At 41.2% G+C, this 25706-nt stretch carries 24 protein-coding genes, 1 riboswitch and 1 other annotated feature (1 of these 26 cut by a window edge); of the genes, 3 read left to right on the top strand and 21 right to left on the bottom strand.

Going from position 1 to position 25706, the window contains the following annotated elements; translation table 11 throughout:
* A complete protein-coding gene (locus tag B5771_RS18280) occupies positions 1–462 on the bottom strand; it encodes an NAD(P)H-dependent oxidoreductase subunit E (protein WP_088188802.1) in 462 nt (153 codons plus the stop codon).
* A 385-nt stretch (positions 463–847) separates the two neighbouring features.
* Between B5771_RS18280 and B5771_RS18275 the strand changes: the two genes are divergently transcribed.
* Positions 848–1951 carry a DUF2920 family protein gene (locus B5771_RS18275; protein ID WP_088188801.1) on the top strand — a complete coding sequence of 368 codons (1104 nt, stop codon included), beginning with the start codon at positions 848–850 and terminating at the stop codon, positions 1949–1951.
* A 355-nt stretch (positions 1952–2306) separates the two neighbouring features.
* Here B5771_RS18275 and B5771_RS18270 read toward each other — a convergent pair whose 3' ends face one another.
* Positions 2307–3041 carry a sulfite exporter TauE/SafE family protein gene (locus tag B5771_RS18270; RefSeq protein WP_088188800.1) on the bottom strand — a complete coding sequence of 245 codons (735 nt, stop codon included), beginning with the start codon at positions 3039–3041 and terminating at the stop codon, positions 2307–2309.
* 162 nt (positions 3042–3203) lie between these two features.
* On the opposite strand from B5771_RS18270, the gene B5771_RS18265 reads away from it, so the two are divergent.
* Entirely contained in the window at positions 3204–3869 is a 666-nt protein-coding gene (locus B5771_RS18265; protein WP_088188799.1) for a MarR family transcriptional regulator, read from the top strand.
* A gap of 120 nt (positions 3870–3989) precedes the next feature.
* Here the strand turns inward: B5771_RS18265 and B5771_RS18260 are convergent, their stop codons facing one another.
* Together B5771_RS18260 and B5771_RS18255 are read right to left on the bottom strand one after the other, a co-directional pair.
* On the bottom strand, positions 3990–4322 hold the full coding sequence (locus B5771_RS18260; RefSeq protein WP_088188798.1) for a helix-turn-helix domain-containing protein: 333 nt from the start codon (positions 4320–4322) through the stop codon (positions 3990–3992).
* Between the two features lie 9 nt (positions 4323–4331).
* Positions 4332–4422: riboswitch (cyclic di-GMP riboswitch) on the bottom strand.
* Positions 4423–4644: 222 nt separating this feature from the next.
* A complete protein-coding gene (locus B5771_RS18255) occupies positions 4645–5379 on the bottom strand; it encodes an MBL fold metallo-hydrolase (RefSeq protein WP_088188797.1) in 735 nt (244 codons plus the stop codon).
* A 78-nt stretch (positions 5380–5457) separates the two neighbouring features.
* Between B5771_RS18255 and B5771_RS18250 the strand changes: the two genes are divergently transcribed.
* Complete coding sequence (locus B5771_RS18250) at positions 5458–6699, top strand: M48 family metallopeptidase (RefSeq protein ID WP_088188796.1); 1242 nt, start codon at positions 5458–5460, stop codon at positions 6697–6699.
* Positions 6700–6909: 210 nt separating this feature from the next.
* On the opposite strand, the gene B5771_RS18245 is transcribed toward B5771_RS18250, so the two are convergent.
* The 17 genes from B5771_RS18245 to trpS all read right to left on the bottom strand — a co-directional run bounded on the left by B5771_RS18245 (position 6910) and on the right by trpS (position 25626).
* Complete coding sequence (locus tag B5771_RS18245) at positions 6910–7053, bottom strand: LysM peptidoglycan-binding domain-containing protein (RefSeq protein ID WP_083995897.1); 144 nt, start codon at positions 7051–7053, stop codon at positions 6910–6912.
* Between the two features lie 81 nt (positions 7054–7134).
* The gene (locus B5771_RS18240) at positions 7135–8373 is read right to left on the bottom strand and encodes a DUF1015 family protein (RefSeq protein ID WP_088188795.1); all 1239 of its coding nucleotides are present in this window, start codon (positions 8371–8373) and stop codon (positions 7135–7137) included.
* Between the two features lie 236 nt (positions 8374–8609).
* Entirely contained in the window at positions 8610–9773 is a 1164-nt protein-coding gene (locus B5771_RS18235) for a phosphoglycerate dehydrogenase (RefSeq protein WP_088188794.1), read from the bottom strand.
* Between the two features lie 222 nt (positions 9774–9995).
* Positions 9996–11084 (bottom strand): 3-phosphoserine/phosphohydroxythreonine transaminase, encoded by a 1089-nt coding sequence (gene serC / locus B5771_RS18230; RefSeq protein WP_088188793.1) that lies wholly within the window; start codon positions 11082–11084, stop codon positions 9996–9998.
* A 658-nt stretch (positions 11085–11742) separates the two neighbouring features.
* Positions 11743–12048 carry a hypothetical protein gene (locus B5771_RS18225; protein ID WP_047808829.1) on the bottom strand — a complete coding sequence of 102 codons (306 nt, stop codon included), beginning with the start codon at positions 12046–12048 and terminating at the stop codon, positions 11743–11745.
* A 15-nt stretch (positions 12049–12063) separates the two neighbouring features.
* Positions 12064–13884 carry a carbon starvation protein A gene (locus B5771_RS18220; RefSeq protein ID WP_088188792.1) on the bottom strand — a complete coding sequence of 607 codons (1821 nt, stop codon included), beginning with the start codon at positions 13882–13884 and terminating at the stop codon, positions 12064–12066.
* A gap of 253 nt (positions 13885–14137) precedes the next feature.
* Positions 14138–14908 carry a LytTR family transcriptional regulator DNA-binding domain-containing protein gene (locus B5771_RS18215; protein WP_088188791.1) on the bottom strand — a complete coding sequence of 257 codons (771 nt, stop codon included), beginning with the start codon at positions 14906–14908 and terminating at the stop codon, positions 14138–14140.
* Positions 14909–14922: 14 nt separating this feature from the next.
* Entirely contained in the window at positions 14923–16599 is a 1677-nt protein-coding gene (locus B5771_RS18210) for a sensor histidine kinase (protein ID WP_047808832.1), read from the bottom strand.
* A gap of 500 nt (positions 16600–17099) precedes the next feature.
* Positions 17100–17339 (bottom strand): hypothetical protein, encoded by a 240-nt coding sequence (locus B5771_RS18205; protein WP_088188790.1) that lies wholly within the window; start codon positions 17337–17339, stop codon positions 17100–17102.
* A 191-nt stretch (positions 17340–17530) separates the two neighbouring features.
* Positions 17531–17716 (bottom strand): hypothetical protein, encoded by a 186-nt coding sequence (locus tag B5771_RS18200; RefSeq protein WP_088188789.1) that lies wholly within the window; start codon positions 17714–17716, stop codon positions 17531–17533.
* 600 nt (positions 17717–18316) lie between these two features.
* Positions 18317–18631 (bottom strand): hypothetical protein, encoded by a 315-nt coding sequence (locus B5771_RS18195; RefSeq protein ID WP_088188788.1) that lies wholly within the window; start codon positions 18629–18631, stop codon positions 18317–18319.
* Between the two features lie 298 nt (positions 18632–18929).
* Positions 18930–19634: an ABC transporter ATP-binding protein gene (locus B5771_RS18190; RefSeq protein WP_088188787.1), complete on the bottom strand. Its 705-nt coding sequence runs from the start codon at positions 19632–19634 to the stop codon at positions 18930–18932.
* Positions 19634–20395 (bottom strand): ABC transporter ATP-binding protein, encoded by a 762-nt coding sequence (locus tag B5771_RS18185; protein ID WP_207652716.1) that lies wholly within the window; start codon positions 20393–20395, stop codon positions 19634–19636. The genes B5771_RS18190 and B5771_RS18185 overlap by 1 nt, the downstream gene beginning before the upstream one ends.
* A complete protein-coding gene (locus B5771_RS18180) occupies positions 20388–21338 on the bottom strand; it encodes a branched-chain amino acid ABC transporter permease (protein ID WP_242966880.1) in 951 nt (316 codons plus the stop codon). Before B5771_RS18180 ends, B5771_RS18185 begins: the two co-directional genes overlap by 8 nt.
* Positions 21339–22226 carry a branched-chain amino acid ABC transporter permease gene (locus B5771_RS18175; RefSeq protein WP_088188785.1) on the bottom strand — a complete coding sequence of 296 codons (888 nt, stop codon included), beginning with the start codon at positions 22224–22226 and terminating at the stop codon, positions 21339–21341.
* A gap of 67 nt (positions 22227–22293) precedes the next feature.
* Complete coding sequence (locus B5771_RS18170; protein WP_088188784.1) at positions 22294–23472, bottom strand: ABC transporter substrate-binding protein; 1179 nt, start codon at positions 23470–23472, stop codon at positions 22294–22296.
* A gap of 1158 nt (positions 23473–24630) precedes the next feature.
* Positions 24631–25626, bottom strand: a complete 996-nt coding sequence (gene trpS / locus B5771_RS18160; RefSeq protein WP_088188782.1) for a tryptophan--tRNA ligase — start codon at positions 25624–25626, stop codon at positions 24631–24633.
* 51 nt (positions 25627–25677) lie between these two features.
* Positions 25678–25706: a binding site (T-box leader), on the bottom strand (it continues 214 nt past the right edge of the window).

Here is a 25706-nt window from a genome sequence, read left to right as displayed (position 1 = left end):
TTAAGCCTCCTCTCTGTAAGATTTGATGACTGCTCTGAGCGAGTCCGGCGTTAAATTGCCATAAACCTTTTCGCCGATTTTTATGGCAGGGGCTATATCGCAGGCACCAAAGCAATTGGAACGTTCCAAAGTAAAGAGTCCATCGTCAGTTGTTTCCCCCGGCTTAATTGCCAACTCTTTTTCTAACATCAGTTCAATACCTTCAGAACCTGACACATGACAGGGACCGCTCTTACAAACTTCAATGAGATTTTTCCCTCTGGGCTTGGTGCTAAACATCCCATAGAAGGTCATAACTCCGTAAACCTTGTTCATAGGCATGTCAAGGGCCTGCGCAACATATTCCACCCACTCCTCGGGCAAATAATTTTTCCCCGAAAGCATCTGTAGTTCGAGCAGAATTTGAATAAGGTCTTCTTGAACATATCGGAACTTTTCCAAAACCTCTTCGACTTTTTTCATTTGTAATACCCCTTTGTTTTGTTCTGCAAATAAACAATAGATATTAATTCATAATTATTTACAATATTCGTTCTATTATCCGAAACACGTTTTCACTATGTAAAACAAATATTAGCTTATCGTGCTAAAAATAACAAGTATTTTTGCCAAAGTTCTAATTTGATTATTATTCACACTTTATAGTTTTGTCTGATTTCGGATTTATAGCAGTACTCAAATTTTTTACTTCTCTTATCCGCCTCAATGCCAATATGATACTCTTCAATATTAAGTATAGACCAGCCCAAATGTAATATATCCACCTTTATTTCATTAAAGTTTATCAAGTAAATTGACGATAAAGAAAGAAATCGATATTTGTACTAATATATAAAGAGAGGTTTTTATGTCAAAAGATTATGAATTCTTTATTGACGGACACCCTAGTATCTATAAAGAAAGTAAAAGGCAACTGAAAATTTATTTTAGTGAACCTGATAAAGGAGTAAATCAAGAAACAGGATTACTTCTTTTTATACCTGGTTTTGGGGGCAATGCTAGTTCCAATATATATAAAAAAATGCGATCTGAATTCTCAGACGCATACAATTTAATAACTGTACAATGCGACTATTTCGGATGGGAATTTATGCAAAGTTTCGATATCTCACAATTATCCTTTGACACGAACTATTTGAAAAGAATCTTTGCACATTCTGAAATAAATGAACTAATGCAACAGAATATTATTGATATCTATACACTTCTAAATATAAGTAAAATTTACAATAACCATTCGCTATATTGTAGTATGCCATTAAAAGAAGACCTAACAAATTTCAATGATATGGGGTTAATGCAGGCAATTGATAACATTACTGCTATATTCGTTGTGATTGATATCTTAAAACAAAATCTATTAGATTTTAATCAGGGTAAAATTATAATTTATGGCCATTCACATGGAGGATATTTAGCATATTTGTGTAATGCCTTAGCTCCATTTTTGGTCTCACATATAATAGACAATTCAGCTTGGCTAATACCCGGATATTTATTTGGTTATCGAACTGAGCACAAAATAATTAATGATGTGCAATTAAATGTTTCTTATGATTACTTTGTGAGTAAAATTCCATATGATATTGAAATAGTATCCCTTCCATTATTATATCAAAAATTTAAAAATGACTGTAAAATTATTTGCTACCATGGAGTTACTGATAATATGACAAGCTCTTCGGATAAAAAAACATTTTGTAGTGAAGTTGATAATTGTTTGTACAATGAAATAACGTTAACCGATGTAGACGGGGAAATGATAAAATCAACGGATCATGGTCTAGGTGCTGATTTTATAAAACTATTCAATTCAACTTACAAAATAATTGAATCTGCAAATGCCAAAAAAACAATACCAACTTCAATTAGTTACAAAACAAATAAATTTATTTATCAGATTGATTACAGTAGTGGGAGACCATTAGTTCATGTTTTAAATGCACATTAATTTTCCCTGATATATTTATTATCAAGGGAGCGCTCCAAGGTGATTCTGAAATTCTGAAGGTCATCGATTTTATCCATCAGATACGTCCCTTTCTTATGATTTCGTTTGGAACTTTTAAGCAATTTTACCTTTAGCTGAACGAGCTCACTTTCTCGGAAACTTCTTAAAGATCATTTGCAGAACTTGCAAAGAAGACCATAGTTATACTTTCAACAAAATAGCCAAATCATTCAATATAACCAACTACTCAGTTACCCCAATGGAGGTTAAAAAGAGTTTCAGAATTCCTATCAAGGAACCCTGAAACTCTTTTTGACTAGTTCTAATGAACTTTCTTTTGGAACAAAGTTTTAAACTAATGTATAAATTGAGCGAACATGGCCAGACCGCTGAACAAGATAACGCTTAGGCCAAATTTTTTAAGGGTCGGAAAATCAAGGCGAACGAATAACTTTTCGCCGATCCAGTAGCCTAAGAAAATGACCAGACAGGCAACCAAGACATTGAAATTGAGGTATTCCAAGTGAAACGTTTGAGCAAAATAAGACATACTTAGGGTTACGATGTTTGAAAGGAGGAAAAAGCGTGCCAGGCTGGCTCTCACCAGCTCTTTATCTTCACTCAGCGCTATCATGCATAAAACCATCGGCGGTCCGCCCAGGCCGGTTGTGGCAGTCAGAAAACCGCTTATAAAACCAAGAACAACCTTAAACAATCCTTGGCGGCGGATTTTAATCCTGGAACTTTTAGTCATGAGAATGGAACTCGCTATAAGAACAATGCCAACAAAGCCTTTTAAAAGACTCTCACTTATAACCCTCATAACATACAAACCGGGAAGTATCCCCATGATGCTGGCTGCAAAAGGGAGGATCAACTGACGGAACCTTGCTTTCCCGGCCGTTCGGCAAATCATAATTACACTGATCAGTGTTGAGGTTACCAGCGTAAACATTACGACTTCCTTTGTGTCTATAACCAAGGTAAGCAAGGGGGTCGCCAGCAAAGCATAACCAAACCCGGTCAAGGTCTGTAAAAGACTGGCCAGCAAAACAACCAGAACTATATAGAGTGTCGTCAACGTTAACACCCTAGATCATCTCCTTTATATCTGCTTGAACGCTCATGCTTTATATCATACACCAAGGAGTCTATGAAAGTCATGGTTGACAATTTAGTAAGGTACCTTTATAATTCTATTCATAAGGTACCTTACTAAATATTAATTGCTTATAGAAAGCGAGGATTAATTATGACTAACAATGAGTTAGACTTATTCGATCAATTTGTCCGCCTTGAATGGCTCCTTCACCGCTATCATCAACACAACCACAGGCACCATGGCCCTATGGGGGACTCTCATCGAGGCCAAGGCCGGGTTCTGGCACTGCTGAAGTTAAAGCCGGAAATTAGTCAGAAAGAACTCTCCGATATCTTGGATATTCGCTCCCAATCTTTGGGGGAATTGCTGGCAAAATTAGAGCGAAGCGGTTTTATCACCCGAACCCCTTCCCAGACTGACCGCCGTGTTATGGAAGTACGTCTGACGGAAGCGGGAAAAACGGTATCTGACCAAAATGAACAGCAGGGAGATCCTGAATCCTTATTCAGCTGTCTAAATCAAGAGGAGCAATCAGCTCTCAGCGACTATCTAAGTCGTATTATTGATAAGTTAGAACAGCAATTCGGAAATATTGAACCCGGAACACATTGGCATGGACATGAACATGGACATCCGCCTTTTGACGGCAGGGGTTTTGGCCCGCATTGTGACCGGAGAGGCGGTCATCCGCCCTTCCATGGCGGACAGTTTGCCCACCATTTCGGCAGAGAAGAGGGACGGTCTCCTTTTGATCCCAGAGAGTTTGGCCAAAATCCTAAGACTGAAGATAAACCAGATAGTTCAAATGAGAAATAGATTATAGTCAAATCTACTGCTGTACGCTAATAAGTTTCTGATAAGTCTCGGTATGCAGCTCTAAAAAACCAGCCCTCTGCCTACTTAATAGGTCAAAGGGCTGGTTTTTTAAGTTTTAAGTCATCGTCTTAAAGCTCTCAAACTATTTGCTTTCAAGAATCTAAAGATTAGGCCAGTCTCTTTTTTAGGAGAAATTTCACTCCTAGTTTCCAAATTAGGCTCATTTACCTTCATTCGATAGGTATGCACTAAACTATCAGCATCTAAGCCAAGAAAACGTGCATAAGAACGCAAATAGGCTATTGCGTATACTCCTCCCGGAAGGATTCCGAAGTTCCCTTCTTCTAAAGCTTGTAAATACTTCGTCCGAATTTTGGTAACTTCCTCAACGTCTTTTAACTCTATTCCTTTTGTTTCTCGGGCCTTCCGTAATTGGTGGAAGACATCATCCATATTTAAGCCTCCGGCAACCTGGCAATCATGGCAGGATCTTTCCTGCTTTAGACCCATAGCTTTGCGTCATACCTTTTCAGATATTTTGCCTTTTTTCAGAACATTTTTCGAGATAAGATAACTTAAATGGAGATTTTATGTATATTGGGAAAACGCAGTTACAGAATGTCGTAATTTTGAGAATCTTCTCCTGAAGTATTTTAACACATTTGTCAATAATTTTAAATACATTTTTACCTGAACATCGGAACTTCGGTGGCAAACGTGTCCTGTGGACACGTTCGCCGAAAACTCCTAGTCCATGCCAAATGCTATTCTACAATTAAAGAGCTAGCTGTAAAATCCGCTTTTGTACATCATTTGTAAATACGCCCCCATGGTAACAAATAACGTTATCAATATCAAATTGAGCTAGTTTCTTCACTGACGTATTCGCTTCATCAAGATCGTAAGTAGCCGAGGGATTAGGTCCCGCTAATAGACCGTCATCGGCAGTAAGGGCATCTCCGGTCACCAACGTTTTAGTTGCTTTATGATACAAACAGATATGACCGGGAGTATGTCCTGGTGTATGGATGACGATAATTCCGCCGCAATAGGGGAGTTCTTCACCATCTTCAATAGTTCTGTCAACCTTAGCTTTCGGAGGGTTGGAAAATACCGCTTGAAGTCGTTTTCGTTGTTCTTCCGGTAACGTTTCAAAGAGTTTAGATCGTTTCGCAGCATCCGCTTTAATCAGGGGCTTATCCCCTTGAATGTACGGCTTTTCAACCTCATGTGCTAATACTTCAACGTTTTGTTGTGAACAAGCCAAGATTTCCGGTAAACTACCAATATGATCAATATCTTGATGAGTTATAATAACCTTGGTCAAGCGATCAAAGGAAACCCCGGTTTTTTCAATAGCCTCCTTAATTTGTGGTTCTAAACCCGGGAAACCGGCATCTACTAGAATTACAGAGTCTTTATCCCAAAATAGTGCTGGATAAATGGTTGTTTGACGCCCCATGAGATTAACTGTCAGTTCAAGGGCTTCAACGCCGTTTGCAATTTTCAATTCTCTCAACCTCCATTGTTACTCTAATTGGATCTATAATAATAACATACAAGCAAAGTTGCAAGGAGGTAATAAAAAATGATAACGATCGGCAACAGCTTCCGCCGCATTTCTCAAGCCTGGTTCCTTCTTCTAAGTTTAACAGCGGTCTTTGCGCTTCTCTATCTCATTTCCGCCCTCTTTCCCAGGCCAATCGACCCTTCCATAAGCAAGTATTTTTCTTTAGCTTTAGCAGAGAAGGCCAGAATATACAATTACGCTCCCCGTATTGTTTATATCGTCCATTTGTGTTTGCAGATCGGTTTTTTAACCTGGCTGCTCTTTAGTACCAGAGGACGCATTTTGTTTCAGCGTGTCCGGAATCTTAGCCGAAATTATTGGGGAGTTTCCGTCCTTTCCATCCTTGCCATATGGCTTGTAAGCACTTTAATTTCTCTGCCTTTCTCATATTACAGCGGATACTACTGGCAGAAAATCTGGGGTTTTAGTACCCAAAGTCAAGTTGCTTGGTGGATTGATTATCTAAAAAATACAAGTATTGATCTTGTTCTCTCATTGGCAGGAGGGATTATTTTCTTCCTATTGGTCAATAAAATATCCCGCTATTGGTGGTTAGTCGGCTCACTGTTGTTTAGTCTTTGGCTCGTTGTGGAATATTTCTTTTGGCCCATTGTCGTATCCCCAATTTTCAACCATTTTGAACCTCTACCTAAGTCAGCCATTACTTCCATGGTTAATGAACTTGCACATAAGGCAGGATTAAACGTTGGCTCTGTTCTCGAGATGGATGCCAGCAAACAAACGACCTTTGCCAATGCCTATTTTACCGGAGTAGGCAGTACAAAACGAATTGTAATTTATGATACTCTGTTAAAAAATTATTCCCTTCCCGAGATCAAAGCTGTTATTGCTCACGAAATGGGACATTGGCGTCATAACGATGTTGCCCACGGACTTTTGTTGGGAATGGCAGGCGGTTTTATCGTTTTTAGTATCTTAACCTTTCTCTTAAAGCCATGGCTGCCCAAAAACTCCGCTAAACCACCAGAGCTCTGGGCCGCCTTGCAGCTTGCACTTATTCTCCTCCTTTTTGTAAGCAGCCCCCTTCAAAATGCCATTTCCAGACAAATGGAACGAAATGCCGATTATTTCTCCTTAGAGCTAACCGGCAACCTTCCAGCGGAAATTCAACTTCAGGAAGATTTGGCACGCAATAGTTTAGCTGATCTAGACCCTCCAGGGTTCATAGTCTGGTTTAGCTATGATCATCCGCCGACCTTAACCAGAATCCACGACCTTGAACGAGAGTATCGACCCTAATTGATTCTTTCCTTCAATTAAATATCAAAAACAAAGGCCAACATAACGGGAAGGTTGAGGTTAGGGTTAAAACTGAAAACAAAACTTTACCCCCACCGAAGCAGAGTACGGGGGACCGACTCCCACTTATAAGAAATGGGAGTCTTACGATTGGATAAAATCCCGATATAAATGCAACGTGGAGAGCTTAAACCCTCCACGTTGCAAAAATTAATGAACTCTAATTCGCTGCCCAGGATAGATATAATTTGGATTAGAAATCTGTGGATTTAAAGATATAAGTCTTCGCACACTAGTTCCATGACATTGAGCTATTTTATGCAAAGTATCGCCTCTGCGAACGTAATGATACATTAAATATCACCCTCCTCATTTTGACTACATCCCAAAATATTCCACGAGGAGTTTGTTCGGTGCTTGGGCGAAATAATTATCTTAGTCCAGTTCATGAATAAATAATCCGCTCCTGAGTTTCGGTTCAAACCAGGTCGACTTTGGCGGCATTAGTTGACCTGCATCGGATACATTAAGCAATTCATTAATAGAGGTTGGGTACATTGCGAAGGCGACCTTCATGTCACTATTGACCCTTCTTTCAAGTTCCTTAAGGCCCCTTATTCCGCCGACAAAATCAATTCTCTTGTCTGTCCGAATATCCTTTATCTTCAGAATAGGTGTCAATAGATAATTCTGCAGTAAAGAAACGTCAAGCCCCTCAACCGGGTCATCTGAGCGAATCTCCTTCTTGGCGGTTAACTTATACCAGACTCCTTCCAAGTACATCCCGAATGCAGCCTTTTCTGTTGGTTTATAGGGGTCTTGGCCAATATTTTCGATTAAAAATGATTGACTCACAGCGTTGAGAAACTCTTCTTTCGTATAACCGTTTAAATCTTTGACCACACGGTTGTAATCTAAGATCATCAACTGGTCATGGGGAAACAGCACGGAGAGAAAAAAGTTAAACTCCTCTTCTCCGGTATAATTGGGATTGGCTTCTCTTCGTTTTAGTCCGACTTTTACTGCGGAAGCCGTGCGATGATGACCATCCGCGATATAGACACTTTCGATCTTTCTAAATTCTCTTTCGAGCTTTTCGATATCAGTCTCGTTAGCAATTTTCCATACTGTATGCTTAATTCGGTCAGGAGCGATAAAATCATATATTGGCTTTTCCCTTTTTATTTTCTCCACTATGTCATTAATAGTTTTTTGGGAACGATACGCCAAAAATATTGGACCGGTCTGAGCATTGCAACTATCCACATGATTGATGCGGTCAATTTCTTTCTCTTCCCGCGTTTTCTCATGCTTTTTGATAACGTTATGCAGATAATCATCAATCGAGGCACAGCCAACAAGACCCGCCTGGGAACGGCCGTTCATCGTTAACTCGTAGATATAGTAACAGTCCTTGCTCTCCTTGATGAAGATACCTTCGCTGATCATTTTTTGGAGGATATCTCTCGCTTTTTCATACACTTTTGCATCATACGGGTTGAAGTCCTCGGCAAATTGAGTTTCAGCTCTGTCAATCTTCAAAAAAGAGAACGGTTCTTTTAAGACTTCAGCCAGAGCTTCTTCTCGATTATAAACGTCATACGGCAGTGCAGCGACTCTGCCGGCAATATCTTCTCGGGGTCTTACAGCTTTAAAAGGTTTGATTGCAGCCAAAGTACAATTCCTCCATTCCTATAAATTCTTATTCGTTGCTTCTAGTATTATTAAATTTCACGATTATTCTCCAATGGGAAAAATTCAAGGGGATCAAAAATGGTCCCCTCAAGTTAATTCTTCTAAGTGGGGGGGCCTCCGTTAGCCTCAGGTGGGGTAGAGTCCTCCTTCACCGCTTAGTATTCCTATTGTGTTTAAACATGTTCTTCTGCTTATCGAAGTGTAAATAGGTGGAATTACTTAATGACCCTGATTCTCAAAACCCCATCAATGTCTTCGATTCTCTTAATAATGTCAGGATTGGAAGGAGGTTCGATATCGAGCATGGTATATGCCCACTGTCCTTTACTCCTATTCATCATGTCCGAAATATTAATGTTTTCTTTGGCAAACGCTGCGGTAAATTGACTTAACATGTTGGGTACATTGCGATGATGAATAGCAATACGCTCTGCCTGAGTACAAACTCCCATGTCACAATTGGGGAAGTTGACCGAGTTTTTGATATTCCCATTTTCCAGATAGTCCATCAGCTGAACAACTGCCATGACGGCACAATTATCTTCTGATTCATTCGTCGAAGCTCCTAAGTGAGGAATTGCGATAACTCCTTGATGTCCAACCACTTTAGGATTGGGAAAATCTGTTACATATTTGCCAACTTTGCCTGAATCTAAAGCTGCGATGATGTCGTCATCATTAACCAAAGTATCTCTGGAGAAGTTAAGAAGTTTAACTCCATCCTTCATTAGGGCGAAAGCGTCTTGATTGAACATACCCTTGGTCGTATCGGTTAAGGGTACATGAACCGTAATAAAATCACACTCACGATAGATCTCTTCCAAAGATTTACTTGGCTTAATATACTTTGAAAGTTTCCAGGCAGAGCCCACAGAAATAAAGGGATCATAGCCGTAGACTTCCATTTCCAGTTTAATGGCCACATTGGCAACCATAACTCCGATGGCTCCCAATCCGATTACCCCTAGTTTTTTACCTTTAATTTCAGTTCCTACGAACTTAGCTTTATTTTTTTCCACGAGTTTGGCAACCTCGGGCTCCTCCTTAACAGAAGTCACCCAGTTTATTCCTCCCAGAAGGTCACGAGAAGCAAGAATCAATGAGGCGATTACAATCTCTTTGACTCCATTGGCATTCGCGCCCGGTGTATTAAAAACAACAATTCCTTTTTCAGCACATTTATCGAGAGGAATATTATTAACTCCGGCTCCGGCTCGGGCTATAGCCTTCAAAGAATTCGGCAGTTCTATTTCATGAAGATTTGCGCTCCTGACAAGTGCCGCATCGGCAGCATTAAGGCCCTCCACCATCTCATAATTGTCCGTGAGTAAGTCCAAGCCTACATGGGCTATATTATTTAACCGATTAATCTTAAACATTGTTTCATCGACTCCTTCTCAAATCTGCTTTTATCCATTTTTTAGGCCCCGCTTTTATAAGTGGGGGTGGGTCCTTCGTTAACTTCAGGTAGGGTAGAGTCCTCCTTCGCCGCTAAGTATTCCTCTTGGGAAAGGCGGCTCGGCAATAATGGCCAGCAATAATGGCCACTGGACATTATTGTATCTGAAGTCCCGATGTTCAGCTTAGAGTAAGCGAGTTCACTAAAGCTGCTTGTTTTCGTCCTCAAACTTTTTCATAAATTCCACGAGCTTTTTAACACCTTCGATAGGCATAGCATTATAAATACTCGCTCTCATCCCGCCAACGGTTCTATGCCCTTTTAAGTTTTCAAAGCCGGCTGCCTTTGATTCTTTGATAAATTTAGCGTCAAGTTCCTCTGAACCCGTAACAAAGGGCACATTCATGAGCGAACGATCCTTCTTGACGACAGTTCCCTTAAACAGTTTGCTTGAATCGAGATAGTTATACAAGATCGCTGCCTTCTCCTCGTTTCGTTTCTTCATAGCCTCAAGACCGCCTAACTTTTGAACCCACTTAAATACTTTGCCGCAGATATAGATACCGTAGGCAGGAGGGGTATTATAAAGGGATTTGTTTTGGGCATGGGTCTTATATCTTAACATTGTCGGCGTCCCGGGCAAGACATCATCGGTAATCAGATCTTCGCGAATAATAACGACCACAACTCCTGCGGGGCCAATATTTTTCTGAACGCCGGCAAAAATGATGCCATATTTCGTGACGTCAACCGGTTCTGAAAGAATATCCGAGGACATATCCGCAACTAAGATCTTGCCGCCTGTTTCTGGTAACTGATTATATTTTGTGCCATAGATTGTGTTGTTATGGCAAATATACACATAATCAGCATCATCGGATATTGCCAGGTTCTTGAGGTCAGGTATATAGGAAAACATCTTATCCTCAGAAGAAGCGATGACATTGATTTTGCCATAAATTTTGCCTTCGGCGATGGCCTTTTTAGCCCATTGCCCGGTATTAATGTGATCTGCTACTCTATTCTTCATCAAGTTCATTGGAATCATCGCGAATTGTTGGGATGCTCCGCCTTGGAGGAACAATACCTTGTAATTCTCCGGAATGTTCATTAAATCTCTTAATGTTTTCTCAGCATCCGTAATTATTTCTTCAAAGGCTTTTGACCGGTGACTCATCTCCATAACGGACATACCTGTACCGTTATAATCCAACATCTCTTCTGCTGCTTCTTTCAACACCTCTTCCGGTAATACGGCCGGACCTGCTGAAAAATTGTATATTCTTGCCATGAAATAATCCTCCTTTTATTCTATCCTCAAATTTAACTTTCTCATTATCACTATTGTCAGTATCTATTGTTATCTCTCACTACTATCACTGCCTATTACTACCTACCACTGCGTAATATTGCGTATTACTGCGTGTCACTACCTATTACTGCTATTACAATTTTTCGTTAACAATTTACACAACTCTCCTTTTCTTAAATATTTTAATTAAATTGTAATATACTGGATGTCCAGAAAACAACAAAACCCGCCCCTTCATTGGGGCGGGAATTCCGCGGTGCCACCCAAGTTCAAGCCAGTTAAGAGCATAGGAAATAAACGCTATAAACACAAACAAACCTCTCATCCCTTAAAGGGACGAGAGGTTATTCCCGCGTTGCCACCCATGTTGCCTAAATCGGCCAACTTTTGTCCGCGCTATCGGGCGGAACCCGTCACAATTCATCATTGGCCACTCCGGGATGGAATCCTTAGACTTAGCAGACTGACTTGCACCAACCGCCAGCTCTCTAAACGGCTTAAGACTGGGACTTCCCTTCATCGTGTTGAAGTGTATTTCGAACGTTGTATTGGGATTGATTTTAATCCATTTATTTCTTTCTGTCAATACTTTTTCTGCATTAAATTAATTTTGTTCACGAGAACGAATCTTCAATACCTAGCAAAGATTCCATCCTTCGATGACCAATTTCTCTCTGCGAAAAAAGCGAGTCAAATCAATCACAAGATTCATGTTGCGTAAATGAGAGGGAACATTGAGTTTAATCCCTTGGACTTCCAATGTCGTATAAGATCCTGCAGGGACCTTTAACCCTTTTCTCACCTTGAGCTCACCCAAATACACAGGGGGCGGCTCAGAAATCTGGAGGCAGCATCCATTAACAATTATCGGCATATCTACTGAAATCGTCGCGACTTCTCTTTTCTCAAGAAAAGCCAGAGCCTCCGGAGAGATTGTCCACATTGTTCGCCACCTCAATTACTTCGCTGCAAGATCTTTAACGATTTCTTGATGTCGGAGTCTTTGGCTCTCAAGCGTTTTCTTATCTCTTATCAAGGCTGCCCATTTAACAAAAGCATCGGCAACGATGATCAAAGCCAAAATTGCCATAATGACGGAAAGAATAACATTTAAGGTCATGTGTTGAGGCAGATAAACTTTTGTGACATTAAAGTAGGAGGCATCCAAGGTCGTTATGAACAGAAAAACAAATGGGATAAAGGTGGTAAGGGCATAGGAGATTCGCCCGGTGCTCTTTAAAATAATCGACGTACCGACCACCATAGCTAATGAAGCGAGCAGTTGGTTCGAAACTCCAAAGAGCGGCCAAACTGTGGAAATATTCCCGCCATACAAGAGATAACCCCAAGCGAATGAGACAAGAGCTGCACTGATGACAGCACCCGGCCACCAGGTAATCTTTTTAAAAGGTTTAATGACAACGCCGATCATATCTTGAACAACATAGCGCGCTGCTCTCGTTCCTGCATCTACTGCAGTGAGAATAAATACGGCTTCAAACATGATAGCGAATTGATACCAGTATGCAACTAAATGACTTAAACCAGGTATGCTGCTAAATACATAAGACATTCCGACTGCTAAAGAAACTGATCCACCGGGACGGCCTGCGACATTCAACCCAATAAGATTGGAAAGCATGGGTAATTTGTCAACATGCATGCCAAGGTGAGCAAAAACTGCCGGTGTGGTATTAATTGCAAAGTAATCCCCTACTGGGAGAACGGATGCGGCAATCATAGCCATAATGGCGACGAAAGATTCCATAAGCATCGCGCCAAAGCCAACAATCTTAATATCTTTTTCACTTTCCAGCATTTTCGGTGTCGTCCCGGCAGCAATTAAGCTATGGAAACCGGACATGGCTCCGCAAGCAATGGTGATAAAGACAAAGGGCCAGACTTTACCAGCAATTATTGGGCCGCCGCCGTTGATGAACTTTGTTACAGGCGGCATTTGCAGTACGGGATTCACAAATATGATTCCCAGAGCCAAGGCACCGATTGTGCCAATCTTAAGATAAGAACTTAAATAATCGCGCGGCGCCAAAAGGAGCCAAACAGGCAAAGCCGCGGCGACAAAGGCATAGACAGGGAGAGCAATTTCGATAGCATGAACACTGTAATTAAAGTAAGGAGCTAAAGCTGAACTCTTTATCATGGGCCCGAGTGCCACTGCCAGAAGAATAAGCGCAACTCCAATTACGGATGCCTCACCCAATTTTCCCGGGCGCAGGTAACGCATATAAATTCCAATAAAGATGGCGATGGGAATCGTCATGGCAACTGTGAAGGCCCCCCAGGGATTGGTATTCAAAGAACTAACAATAACAATTGACAAGCCGGCCATCGTAATAATCAAGATGAATAATACCGCTAATGATGCCGCAGCCCCTGTTACAGGACCTATTTCCTTTTTAGCAATCTGAGGTAGAGATTGACCATCGTGCCTGATTGAAGCAAACAGAACCACCATATCATGGACTGCTCCTCCCAGGACTCCTCCAATCAGAATCCACAAGGTACCAGGCAGGTAGCCAAATTGAGCAGCCAAAACCGGTCCTACTAAAGGTCCGGCGGCAGCGATTGCCGCGAAGTGATGACCAAATGCGACCCAGCGATTCGTCGGCACAAAGTCATGCCCATCTTCCAAACGTTTAGCCGGTGTAACTATCCGAGGGTCAATGGCCAGAACTTTGGAGGCCATAAACGTTCCATAAAGGCGGTAGCCAATCAGTAATATACAGGCGGCAGCAATGACGAGATAAATCGCATGCATACTTAACCCTTCCTTTCTAAATTCTTCTAAAGCAAACGAAATATTGGGAATTTTGAGTAATTATTAGTACCAATTTTTAATTATCTTAGATTCCTAAAGAATATTTACAGCGGCCACTGTGTTTTTATCATAGCAGACTTTTTTTAAAAGCGGAGAAATCTTTGACCAAGACGTAAAAAAACGCGCCTAAAGGGCACGTTTTCTTTGATAAGATTATAGATCACTTGAGTGAACTCGGATCAATAGCGATCTGCTAAAATTTCAGCGCGGAGCGCACAGATTTTACGTAGGTTCGACTAACCGGTACTTGTGATTTTTCCGAATCTGACATAATTAAATTGTAAGTCCCGTTAAACCAAGGCACGATTTCCCGAACCATATCTTTGTTAACTAAGTAACTCTTATGCGTTTGCAATAAACCCAATTTTGCTTCCAGTTCACTCAAACTATATCCTGTTTTATAAGTGGTCGTGTCTGTCTTCACTAAAACACGCCGATCTTCCGCCCAGGCATAAATAATCTTATTTGCTTCCAAAAGTATAATCCGTTCATTCTCTTCTACCGGAAGTTTCGCCTGACCTGAAGGCTTCTCCAGGAGGTTCAAGATTCGATCAAGTTTATTCTTTTCGAGCCTATCAGAATCTCCGACCTTTTCCAAGAAGCTGCGCAAGCGCTCAAGTGTATTTTGCAAACGTTCATCGCTGAAGGGTTTAAGGATATAGTCAATAGCATTAACCTCAAACGCTTCCAGGGCGTGTTGATCAAAGGCTGTGGCAAAGACAAACAGGGGAACGTCATGCGGTGCCATCGCAGTCAGCAGTTCACGCGCCACAGTCAAACCGGATAAATCCGGCATCTGTATATCCAAAAAAACAACGTCAGGATGCATTTGGGGAATCAACTCCAGAGCTTCTCGCCCGTTACGAGCCATCCCCACAATAGAAACATCCTCCTCCTGTTCCAGCAGATACCTTAGTTCATCCCGGGATAAAGCCTCGTCATCAACAATAAACGCCCGCATCATTTTCTCCTCACCTTTCAACTGGGAATACTAAACAAAATCCGTGTTCCCTTCCCTTGTTCACTTTCTATTAAAAGGCCGGAACCGTAGAGATATTTTAATCGATCGTTCACATTGCTCAGCCCCAGTCCCATTCCTTGACTGGAATTGCCCTTCTTTTGATAGATTTCTTCGAGCCTTTCCGCTTCAATTCCCACTCCGTCATCACTAATTACGACCCGCAGAGCATTATCCTCAACCCAGCAGCTAATATCTACAGTACCACCTTCAATTTTGGGATAAATCCCATGCTTAATTGCGTTTTCCACAAGCGGCTGTAATGTTAAAGCCGGTAATTGCCAATCTTCCGCCTCTGCTTGTATGTTTTCAACTACTTTAAGATTATCACCAAAGCGCGCCTGTTCAATAGTCAGGTAAGCCCTAATATGCTCAAGCTCTTGCCGTAGAGTTACAAATTTGTCTCCACGTTGAATATTCTTGCGAAAAAATTCGCCCAATTGTATAAGCAGCTTTCTGGCCTTTTCGCCATCCGTCCGCACGAGGGCCACAATTGTATTTAGAGCATTAAAGAGGAAGTGGGGGTTAATCTGAGCCTGAAGTGCTTTAAGCTCAGCTTTACTGATTAATTTCGCCTGCTCCTCCAAGACTGCCAATTCCAATTGTGTGGAAAACAAACCCGCCAATCCTTGAGCCAGCTGAATCTCAACACTTCCAATGCCACGTTCACGGTCCTGATAGAGTTTTAAGGAACCGCTCACTGCTCCACGGCTGAATAAAGGAACAATTACTGCGGAGCGTAACGTACAGTCCTTATTTGGGCAGCCGATCTGCTCCTTGTCCAGAGCCAATTTCATTTCGCCGGCATTCAAAGCCTCTTTGGTAGCCTCAGTCATTATCGGGGTACCAACTAAATGATGAGAACAACCATTTCCCACGTGGGCTAAAATCACTTCTTTGTTTGTCAGTGCCACCGCTTCGACTTCCACACGGTCATATATTAGCTGAGCAACCTGTTTGGCTGTATACTCGTCTAAACCTTTACTTAAAATAGGCAAGGTAATTTTAGCGATTTCTAAAGCCTTTTGGGCCTGTAAAGCTCCGGCTCTTTCCTCTTCCTCAAGGGAGTTTCGAGCTATGACAACAAAGATAGCAATTCCAACAGAATTCATGACAATCATAGGCAGTCCAATAGCACTGACTAAATCCCAGGCTGCCGAAAAAGGGCGGGCGATCGCCAGGATAATTAACATTTGCAGCGTCTCAGTCAGTACCCCAATGATAAGTCCAAACTTCCAGGAAAAATCTTTGGAGCTTCTCTTTCGAGCATACCAAGCCGCTGTACAGGCCTCTGCTACTGTAGCTAATCCGCAGGCAGCCGCTGTAAAACCTCCAATTAAGTAACGGTGAAGCCCCGCTATGATCCCCGCTCCAATCCCGACAACCGGCCCTCCGATTAAAGCGCCAACCACAACACCAACAACCCGCGAATTAGCTAAAGCGCCCTTGATTGAAACTCCCGTGTATGTACCCATAATTCCAATAGCACTAAAAACTGAAATTAATAAGAGCTTTTCCCAGAGATTATTTTTTAATTTCATGGCTTTTTTAAAGATCCGAGTCTTACTCAAAAGAAATGAAATAGTTACAATGACACTTATATTCTGAGCCAATTTAAAAAATAGCTGCAGAAGCATTTTAATACCACCTTAGAAAAAATAGTGTCCAGAATTCAAACATGGTTTGCTCTATTTAAAACTCCAATTCGGTCAACTCTAAATATAAGTATAGAGCAACTATTCCCTAGTGTCTAATATATAACGGCAAGAGCTTCGAAAACTAACAAACCCCTTATCCCAACAAGAGGACAAGAGGTTATTCCCGCGAAGAAGAATACTCCCAGCACCGTTGGTGGGAGTATTTAAGTAAAAAGAGTTCCAGTAACATTGAATATTCTCTCCGGCTTTTTATTAATTATACAGCGCATACGATACAAAACATCTTAACTTCAACTTATGCTATTTCTGTGAACCGTTTTTGACAAAAAAGAACTCCCATCCTTACCGATGGAAGTCGAAGAGGAAAATTTAAGGTGCAAGAGTATGGTAAAAGGTGTTATATAAAGAGTATCATTGCCACCACGCTTCGTCCATAGGTAAACAGTATGTTATCGATAATAATTATTTATATAAAAGACTTAATTTGCTGCTTCTCTTACCAACGTATTGCCACTTTTCGGGGACATAAGTGATTCCAGATACATTTTCAGAAATTGAAATTCACCTAATCCAAGACTGGCGGCAGTAGTTTCAAAATCCATATTTAAATCATCTTCTTTCAACTCGATCAGAGTAAGAAGCAACTCCTCGATTTCTCTTATTGCCTTATAGATTTCCTCTTTTATTAATTCTTCTCCAAACTTTTCTTTGTTAGACATAAATTTAATCTCCGATTTTTATTTAGCTTGGGCATATTAACTGTTATGAGTATAATTTTATAATAACTGAAACATATCGTTATGGTCTTAACAAATTGTGATGTTTATGTGATTACTCTATCAAGAATTCTTGAAGAAATCTGGAACCTTTCGTCTATTCCGCGACACTCATTGCATTATATTTGATTTGATCAATACAATAATTCAAGATCAACCATACGCTTAACACACTCATAAAATCTCTTATTTTTCTCTTCGATATCCAATTCGATACATTTATTGTTTTTGGCTATTACCTCTGCAATAACTTCCGCATTTATTACTTTACCGCCTAACAGCTTTTCAATTTCTTCCACTGATAAACCAAAACCGCTCATATTATCCCCCTTGTATTGTTCTATTCTCTAGTGAAGATAATATTCCTTTGGTACTAGTATGAGGGTTTTTAATTGTCACGGTATCTGCCTAATTAGCTTAGTCTTAAGCATGTCTGTAAACATGACGTGTGATGGTTCGCACTTAATATATAGATCACCGGAAATTGGCAGATTGAATCTAGGTTTAGAAATTTAGTTATTGCAAAGAATAATTCAAATTGAATTTAAAGGAGTGTCAAAACATGAGTACGTTTGATCAAGGTAATCCTCCATCTTCTCCCCAAAAAAGTAATCCAACTCCTCAAATCAAACCACCGCAGCCGAAATAAGCATCAATGTATTAACTAACATCACAAGTTTTACAGCAGCCACTATATACCTCTATATATAGTGGCTCTTAGACCGAAAAAGACATTAAAGCAGGTTATTTATGGGTGTTAATAATTATTCGCCAAAAAGTTAAGGTTATCTTCAATTAGTTACTTGAAGATAACCTTACTATCCTTTTAGATGCATCATTTTGTCGTTTATTCTATTAATAATAGATTAACGGTAGAGTCCCCCACCGAAGTCTCGATGTTCAGCTTTAGCTGAACGAGTTCACTGATCAGAATTCTGGGCATTAAAGCTATCTGCTTTCTGCTCTCCCATGGCAGCTTGCTGTGCTTGTTGTTCAAACTCCTGGGCTCTTTGAACATCTTGTTGACTATTTGTGGTATTCATCATCATAGATTGGTTCCCCGATACTTGCTGATTCATGCTCCCAAACTGACCTTGTTGATTATTCTGATCACTTGAATTCTGAGCATTAAAGTTTCTAGCCTTTTGCTCTCCCGAAGCAGCTTCTTGTGCTTTTTGCTCAAATTCTTGAGCCCTATTCATGTTTTGTTGTCCTAAAGCAGAGTTATTATCCATTGTTGTAACCCTCCATCTAAAATTTTAGATTTCCACTCGCTATTATCTCCTGACTTTCTGGAATTATGTTAAATTTTTCAGCGATAAGGATGATCTTCTTGAAGCCCTTTATCGTATTTCCAATTTGGCATAAACATCATAAAGCAAGTGAATTTATGGCTCCAAGTTCAAATGGATATCCAAAACGCTGATACCGTCTTAAATTTATCACAAAAAATATTAACGGGACTCCATAAGGAATCCCGTTAAATATTATAACTCCATATTATTATGCAAACCTAAGGCAAGATGGGAAAGCTCACCCCCCCAGATAAGCTTTGCGAACATCTTCACTTGCGGCCAAATCCTGAGCTTGTCCGCCCAAAACGATCTTACCGGTCTCTAAAACATAGGCGCGGTTGGCAATCGACAAGGCCATATGTGCATTCTGCTCCACTAATAAAATAGTAGTGCCTTGAGCATTGATTTCCTGGATGATCGTAAAAATCTGCTTAACTAAAATAGGAGCAAGTCCCATAGATGGTTCATCGAGCAACAGCAGCTGCGGCCTGGACATCAAGGCTCTCCCCATAGCCAGCATTTGCTGTTCTCCGCCGGACAGGGTGCCTGCGACTTGGCTTTTACGCTCCTTGAGACGTGGGAAAAGTTCAAAAACTCTCTCTACATCTTGCTTGATGCCGCTTTTGTCTTTGCGCAGATAAGCACCCATATCAAGGTTTTCCGAAACAGTCATATTGGCAAAAATCCGGCGGCCCTCGGGAACTTGGGAAATACCCTTGGCCACAATTTTCTGTGGTGGAATCTTGGCTAAATCTTCACCATTAAAACTAATTTTTCCTTGTTTCGGGCGCAGCAAGCCAGAAATTGTTTTTAGAGATGTACTCTTTCCGGCTCCATTGGATCCGATCAGCGTGACAATTTCCCCTTGGTTTACCTGGAGGGAGATCCCCTTTAAAGCGTGAATGGCTCCATAATAAACATGGACATCTTCAAGCACTAACATTAGATGGCCTCCTCTCCCAGGTAAGCTTCAATGACTTTCGGATTGGACTTAATCTCATCCGGACCGCCCTGAGCGATGATTGTTCCATAGTCTAGAACATAAATCCGTTCACAGACTCCCATGACTAAGGACATATCGTGTTCAATCAGTAAAATAGTAAGCTTAAAAGTATCGCGGATCCAGCGGATGAGTTCCATTAATTCATGTGTCTCTTGAGGATTCATACCGGCCGCCGGTTCATCAAGAAGCAAAAGCTTAGGTTCCGCAGCCAACGCTCTTGCTATCTCCAGCCTTCGTTGTTCACCGTAAGGGAGGTTTTTAGCAGCCTCTTTGGCTTTGCTCTCAAGATGAAAGACCTTCAACAGTTCCAGGGCCTTATTCTCCATCTCGGCCTCCCCTTTGAAATAACTGGGTAACCGCAGGATTGCTCCTAGAGAGCTGTACTTGGCGTGTTGATGGTAAGCGATCTTTACATTGTCGATAACAGTCAAATCAGCAAACAAGCGAATGTTCTGAAACGTACGGGCTATCCCTCTGTGGGTTACTTGATATGGTTTGAGGCCGCCGATCTTACGTTCCCGAAACAAGATTTCCCCTTCCGTGGGTTCATAAACTCCCGTGATTAAATTAAATACGGTTGTTTTCCCGGCACCGTTAGGCCCAATCAAGCCAATCAGCTCGCCGTCCTTAATGTCTATATTTAGATTTGAAACAGCTTTAAGCCCGCCAAAGGATTTGGAGAGACTTTCAATTTTAAGCAACGGTTCTCTCCTCCTTCTTCTCCAGGAAATTTAGGTTGAACTCCTTCGTCCCCATTAAACCCGAAGGCCGGAATAACATCATGATGATGAGAAGAAGGGCTGTAATAACCATCCGCAGCGATGGAATCCCTGACAAAGCCACATTTAAAACTGTCATAATTAATGCACCTAGAATGCTGCCTGTCATGCTGCCTAACCCTCCAAGCACTACCATAACAAGAATGTTGAATGACGTTAGGAAGTTAAACGTCGTGGGTTGAATAAAATACATATAATTCGAATAGATACCACCGGCAACACCGGCGAAAAAAGCACCCAAGGTAAAGGCTAGAACTTTGTATTTCGTTGTATTAACCCCCATTGCTTCGGCAGCAATCTCATTCTCGCGCACAGAGATACAAGCCCGCCCATGAGTGGAATTAACAAAGTTGTGGATTACGACAAGGCTAATGATTGTCCCCCAAAAAGCCCATGACCAATTGACGTGGCGGCCGACTTGCATACCTGCCGCTCCACCAAAATAGTCAATATTTTGGAAGATAATCATGACGATCTGGCCCAATCCAAGTGTGGCAATCGCCAAATAATCTCCTCGCAGACGCAACGTTGGCAAACCAACAATGAAACCGGCCACTGCTGCTACAATACCACCTGCGAGTAGGGCCAGAAATAAGGGGCCATGGAATTTGACACTTACAATCCCGGCAAAGTAGGCTCCGATAGCCATGAAGCCCGCATGACCGATGGAAAACTGTCCGGTAATTCCGTTAATTAAATTCAGGCTTGCTGCTAAAATCACATAAATACAGACCTGAATCAGGGTAGACGTATAAAGGGGAGGTAAAATGTCGGTGACGATCAAGCCCTGAATGACAGCATAAATCACAATAACGAGGAACAACGTCAAGGCATTTTTTCGGTTAAGAATACTCACTCTTTTCACCTACACTTTCTCCCGCAGATTTTTCCCAAAGAGCCCGCTTGGCTTGATAATCAGAACAAGAATCAAGATTAAGAAGGCCACGGCATCACGCCAGGTCGAAGCTCCAAAACCACTGACGAGAGACTCGGTGACACCCAGAACCAGCCCTCCGACCATCGCCCCGGGGATAATCCCGATTCCTCCCAAAACAGCCGCAACAAAAGCCTTCAATCCCGGAGTGATACCCATCAATGGGTCAATAGAGTTGAAATAAATTCCGTACAGAACACCTGCTGCAGCAGCCAGGGCTGAACCTATAGCAAATGTAGCAGAGATCGTTGTGTTGACGTTTACACCCATCAAAAGAGCAGCTTCCATATCAAATGAAGAAGCACGCATAGCTTTACCAATCTTCGTATATTGAACCGTGAAGTGAAGTAAGAGCATGAGTACGATAGCGGTCACCAGCATGACAATGTCCCCAAACTTAAAAGTAATTCCTCCAATTTTATACATAGTCTCAGGAAAAACGTTGGGGTAGGTGCGCATTTGCGCCCCGACAACCAGCATGCCGCCGTATTCAAGAAACAAGGAAACACCAATAGCAGTAATAAGAGCAGCAATACGAGTTGCGTTGCGCAAAGGCTTATACGCTGCCCGTTCAATAATAATTCCGGCGATCGCTGCCACGATCATCGCAAAGAGAATTGCTGGGAAAAAGGGAAAGTGGAATACTGTGATTGCAAGCCAACCCATGTAAGCGCCAACCATCATGACGTCGCCATGGGCGAAATTAATGAGCTTAACGATTCCGTAAACCATGGTGTACCCTAAAGCAATTAAGGCATAAATGCTTCCGAGTGACAGTCCATACACGAGCTGTTGCAGAAGCTCTGTGATGCTGTGCATAATGTTCCTCCTACTGTCAGTTTAAAAATTAAAAGAAGGGGGATTGCCCCCCTTCTCCCTACGAGGCTTATTTCGGCGATACTTTTGTCATAAAGACATTCTTGCCGTTTTCGATCTTGATGATGACTGCATCTTTGATTGGATTGTGAGTCTTGGGATCCATCGTGATGTCACCGTTCAAACCTTTGAAGCCCTTTAGGCCTTCGAGAGCTGTACGAATCTTATCACCGTTTGTGCTGTTCGCATCCTTGATTGCTTGGAACATGAGACGAGCAGCATCATAGCCCAGAGCGGCAAACGAATCAGGATCCTGGTTGTATTTAGCCTTAAAAGCTTTGACGAAATCAGCCATACTCGGGTCGTCAATGGCTACATGGTTAACATAATAGCAATTATTTAACTGGTCGGCACTGGCCAAGTTGAACAGTTCCGGCGAACCCCAGCCGTCACCGCCAATAAAGGCCTGTTTCATACCCATTTCTCGGGCTTGTTTAACAATTGGTCCAACTTCACCATAATATCCGGGTACGAACACGACATCAGGGTTGGATGACTTAATCCGGGCAAGCTGCGGACGGAAGTCCTTGTCACCGGCAACATATTTTTCTTGGGAAACGATTTGTCCGTTAGCATTCTTAAGATTAGTACTGAATGCATCTGCCAGGCCAATGGAATAATCGCTCTTTTGGTCAATGAAGATGGCAGCCTTTTGGGCCTTCAGAGTATTGGCAGCAAATTGTGCAGCGACTTGGCCTTGGAAGGGATCGATGAAGCAAGCACGAAAGATATAGGGTTTAACCTGTCCATTCTCTACAGTCACTTTGTCTGCCGTTCCGGTCGGCGTGATGAGCGGAACTTTGTTGTCGATGGCAACTTGTGACGCTGCCAAGGTGTTACCGCTGGTCATCGCTCCGATTACGGCGACAACATTATCTTGGGTAATCAGCTTTGTAGCTGCGTTAGTAGACTCACCAGGGTCGGATTTATTGTCAGCGTAATCCATTTTGATTTGTTTGCCTAAAAGGCCGCCCTTGGCATTTTGCTGCTCAACTGCAAGATCAATAGCTTTCTGGGCAGCCGTACCAAACATTGCCACGCTGCCTGTAAGTTCAAGGTCAGCTCCGATCTTTAGATTACCGCCGGCAGCTGAACCGCCTCCGTTAGAACTGGCACCTGTGGTACCGCATCCAGCGAGCAGGCTTAGGCTCAATACTGCGGCAGTAGCCATTGCAAATAGTTTTTTCATTTCTACTTCTCCCCCTAAAATCTCTTTCTTTAATTGTATCTTTGGATATCGTTCAACGATGCTTTTTTAAGTCTTGCTCCCACCTCCGCATAACCTTTTCGAAAAAAACTAAGGTTTGCCAAAATTCCCATTTATGCATATTCTATATTTTATACATTAATGTGTCAATCACTAAACTGTGTTAGTACAAAATTTCGACGTATTTTTCCTTTAGTTGCTCCAATTTACTAAATATTCAGCCTATTTAACGATAATTTGTCAAAGATGTCTTTTCATATCGTCTTTTTTTCGACAAGTATCCCCCTAAAAAAATCCCCTGGACAAAAAGTCCAGGGGATTTTTTTCACTGCTGCTTAAAAACTACTTTACGATAAAGAACGTAATTCCATATTGTTATACAAGCCATAGTGGTTATTTTTGCAAATATCTCAACAAATCCAAGCCTGACCATTATTCGTATTGCATTAGTGCTAAACGTTAAGTTTAATAAGAATAGAGTAAGATATAGTATGAAACTTCGTTTTAAGTTTGAACTAGTGGAAAATGACCATCCTCTGTTGACAAAGAAATTGAATACGGTCGCTAAAACGACAGCAATAATATTGGATATCGTAAGATCAATGAATAACATCCTTAAAAAGGAGAATATCAAAAGCTCAATTAACGCAGACGATCCGCCAACAATTAAATATTTAATATACCTTGGCAAAGAATACTTTCCTTTATCCTTAAAGTTAGTTGAACCTTCCATCTCTTTATTCATTATTAAGTCCTTTTCCTCGTATTCTTGAAACTCAAATATCTGAGTCTATACCTATATTTCACTTCTTCATAAATCTTTGAAATATGAACTCCTACGTTATGAGATCTATCATTCACCATCAGAACGATTAAGTTTTCTACTTAATTGTACTCTTAGATGTATATTTCTCCTTCATTATAAACAGGCATACTCATTGAATCAACCAGAAGCACCCTCCTAGTAGTCCTTCATACCTTCCCATTATATCCCAAGCGACTAAATAGTGTTTTATATCCTTTACGTAAGGAGAATCCAGAAGTTGATTCATGGTTAAAACTGATGTACTAACAATGTAAATGACCCAATAGATATTTTTCTACTGGGTCATGCTTTATGCATCACCTATTTCCGAACACTTATCTTCTTCTTGATAAACCCATTAGATCTTCGACTTTATTAAGTGTCGCTGCCGCTTTTTGGGAAGCTTTGGCTGCACCATCCGTCAATACTTGATCAAGATAGTCACTATTAACAAATTCCTTATACCTTTCTTGAATGGGACGGATAGCCCCAATAATCACTTCAGCTACATCATTTTTAAATTGTCCGTAGCCTTTTCCGTCATAAAGGTGTTCAATTTCTTTAAATGACTTATTAGTAATTAAAGCATATATCGCCATAAGATTCGATATCCCTGCTTTAAGCTCTTTATCGTAAGAAATTCTGTTTTCCGAATCTGTTTGAGCCTTTTTAAGCTTTTTCAGGATTATCTCAGGTTCGTCAAGCAAAAAAATAGTTGCCGAGGAATTTACATCAGATTTACTCATCTTTTTCTTTGGTTCTTGTAATGACATAATTCTTGCTCCAACTTCTGGAGTGTGAATAGCCGGAATTTTAAACGTTTCTCCATAACGATTATTAAAACGCTGTGCTAAATCCCTGGTTATTTCAATATGTTGTTTCTGATCATCTCCAACCGGAACATAGTCAGTTTGATAAAGGAGTATATCCGCGGCCATTAACGGCGGATAAGTTAATAAGCCAGCAGGGATAGAGTCACCACTCCCATGACGTTGAGATTTATCTTTATATTGAGTCATCCGTTCAAGCTCTCCAATATAAGATAAAGTAGTCATTATCCATCCCAATTTGGCATGTTCGGGTACTTCGGATTGGATAAAAAGTGTAACTTTATCCGGATCCAAACCTATTGCCAAATATAATGCGGCTAAATTCCTGATGTTATTTCTGAGTTGATTCGGTTCTTGGGGAACCGTGATAGCATGTTGGTTGACAATACAGAAATAGCACTCATGCTCATTTTGATACTTTGTAAAGCTTTTCATTGCTCCGAGATAATTCCCTAAAGTAATTGTGCCACTAGGTTGTACACCTGAGAAAATTACCGCCATAAATAACTCTCCTTTTACTTTTAACTAAAATAAAAAAAGTCCAATCATCCTAAAAGGGACGATTGGACCGTGGTACCACC

It is taken from the genome of Desulfosporosinus sp. FKA, from assembly GCF_002196785.1.
GTDB classification, from domain to species: domain Bacteria; phylum Bacillota; class Desulfitobacteriia; order Desulfitobacteriales; family Desulfitobacteriaceae; genus Desulfosporosinus; species Desulfosporosinus acididurans.
This window is presented reverse-complemented; position numbering and strand designations above follow the sequence as displayed.

Bases quoted from the DNA above. Each gene is read 5' to 3' on its own strand.
- trpS (WP_088188782.1), bottom strand. From the start codon at position 25,626: ATGGCGGTAATTTTCTCAGGTGTACAACCTAGTGGCACAATTACTTTA.
- B5771_RS18275 (WP_088188801.1), top strand. From the start codon at position 848: ATGTCAAAAGATTATGAATTCTTTATTGACGGACACCCTAGTATCTAT.
- B5771_RS18235 (WP_088188794.1), bottom strand. From the start codon at position 9,773: ATGTTTAAGATTAATCGGTTAAATAATATAGCCCATGTAGGCTTGGAC.
- serC (WP_088188793.1), bottom strand. From the start codon at position 11,084: ATGGCAAGAATATACAATTTTTCAGCAGGTCCGGCCGTATTACCGGAA.
- B5771_RS18190 (WP_088188787.1), bottom strand. From the start codon at position 19,634: ATGTTAGTGCTTGAAGATGTCCATGTTTATTATGGAGCCATTCACGCT.
- B5771_RS18250 (WP_088188796.1), top strand. From the start codon at position 5,458: ATGATAACGATCGGCAACAGCTTCCGCCGCATTTCTCAAGCCTGGTTC.
- B5771_RS18195 (WP_088188788.1), bottom strand. From the start codon at position 18,631: ATGGATAATAACTCTGCTTTAGGACAACAAAACATGAATAGGGCTCAA.
- B5771_RS18215 (WP_088188791.1), bottom strand. From the start codon at position 14,908: ATGATGCGGGCGTTTATTGTTGATGACGAGGCTTTATCCCGGGATGAA.
- B5771_RS18205 (WP_088188790.1), bottom strand. From the start codon at position 17,339: ATGTCTAACAAAGAAAAGTTTGGAGAAGAATTAATAAAAGAGGAAATC.
- B5771_RS18245 (WP_083995897.1), bottom strand. From the start codon at position 7,053: ATGTATCATTACGTTCGCAGAGGCGATACTTTGCATAAAATAGCTCAA.
- B5771_RS18220 (WP_088188792.1), bottom strand. From the start codon at position 13,884: ATGCATGCGATTTATCTCGTCATTGCTGCCGCCTGTATATTACTGATT.
- B5771_RS18265 (WP_088188799.1), top strand. From the start codon at position 3,204: ATGACTAACAATGAGTTAGACTTATTCGATCAATTTGTCCGCCTTGAA.
- B5771_RS18280 (WP_088188802.1), bottom strand. From the start codon at position 462: ATGAAAAAAGTCGAAGAGGTTTTGGAAAAGTTCCGATATGTTCAAGAA.
- B5771_RS18170 (WP_088188784.1), bottom strand. From the start codon at position 23,472: ATGAAAAAACTATTTGCAATGGCTACTGCCGCAGTATTGAGCCTAAGC.
- B5771_RS18260 (WP_088188798.1), bottom strand. From the start codon at position 4,322: ATGGATGATGTCTTCCACCAATTACGGAAGGCCCGAGAAACAAAAGGA.
- B5771_RS18175 (WP_088188785.1), bottom strand. From the start codon at position 22,226: ATGCACAGCATCACAGAGCTTCTGCAACAGCTCGTGTATGGACTGTCA.
- B5771_RS18225 (WP_047808829.1), bottom strand. From the start codon at position 12,048: ATGTGGACAATCTCTCCGGAGGCTCTGGCTTTTCTTGAGAAAAGAGAA.
- B5771_RS18200 (WP_088188789.1), bottom strand. From the start codon at position 17,716: ATGAGCGGTTTTGGTTTATCAGTGGAAGAAATTGAAAAGCTGTTAGGC.
- B5771_RS18210 (WP_047808832.1), bottom strand. From the start codon at position 16,599: ATGCTTCTGCAGCTATTTTTTAAATTGGCTCAGAATATAAGTGTCATT.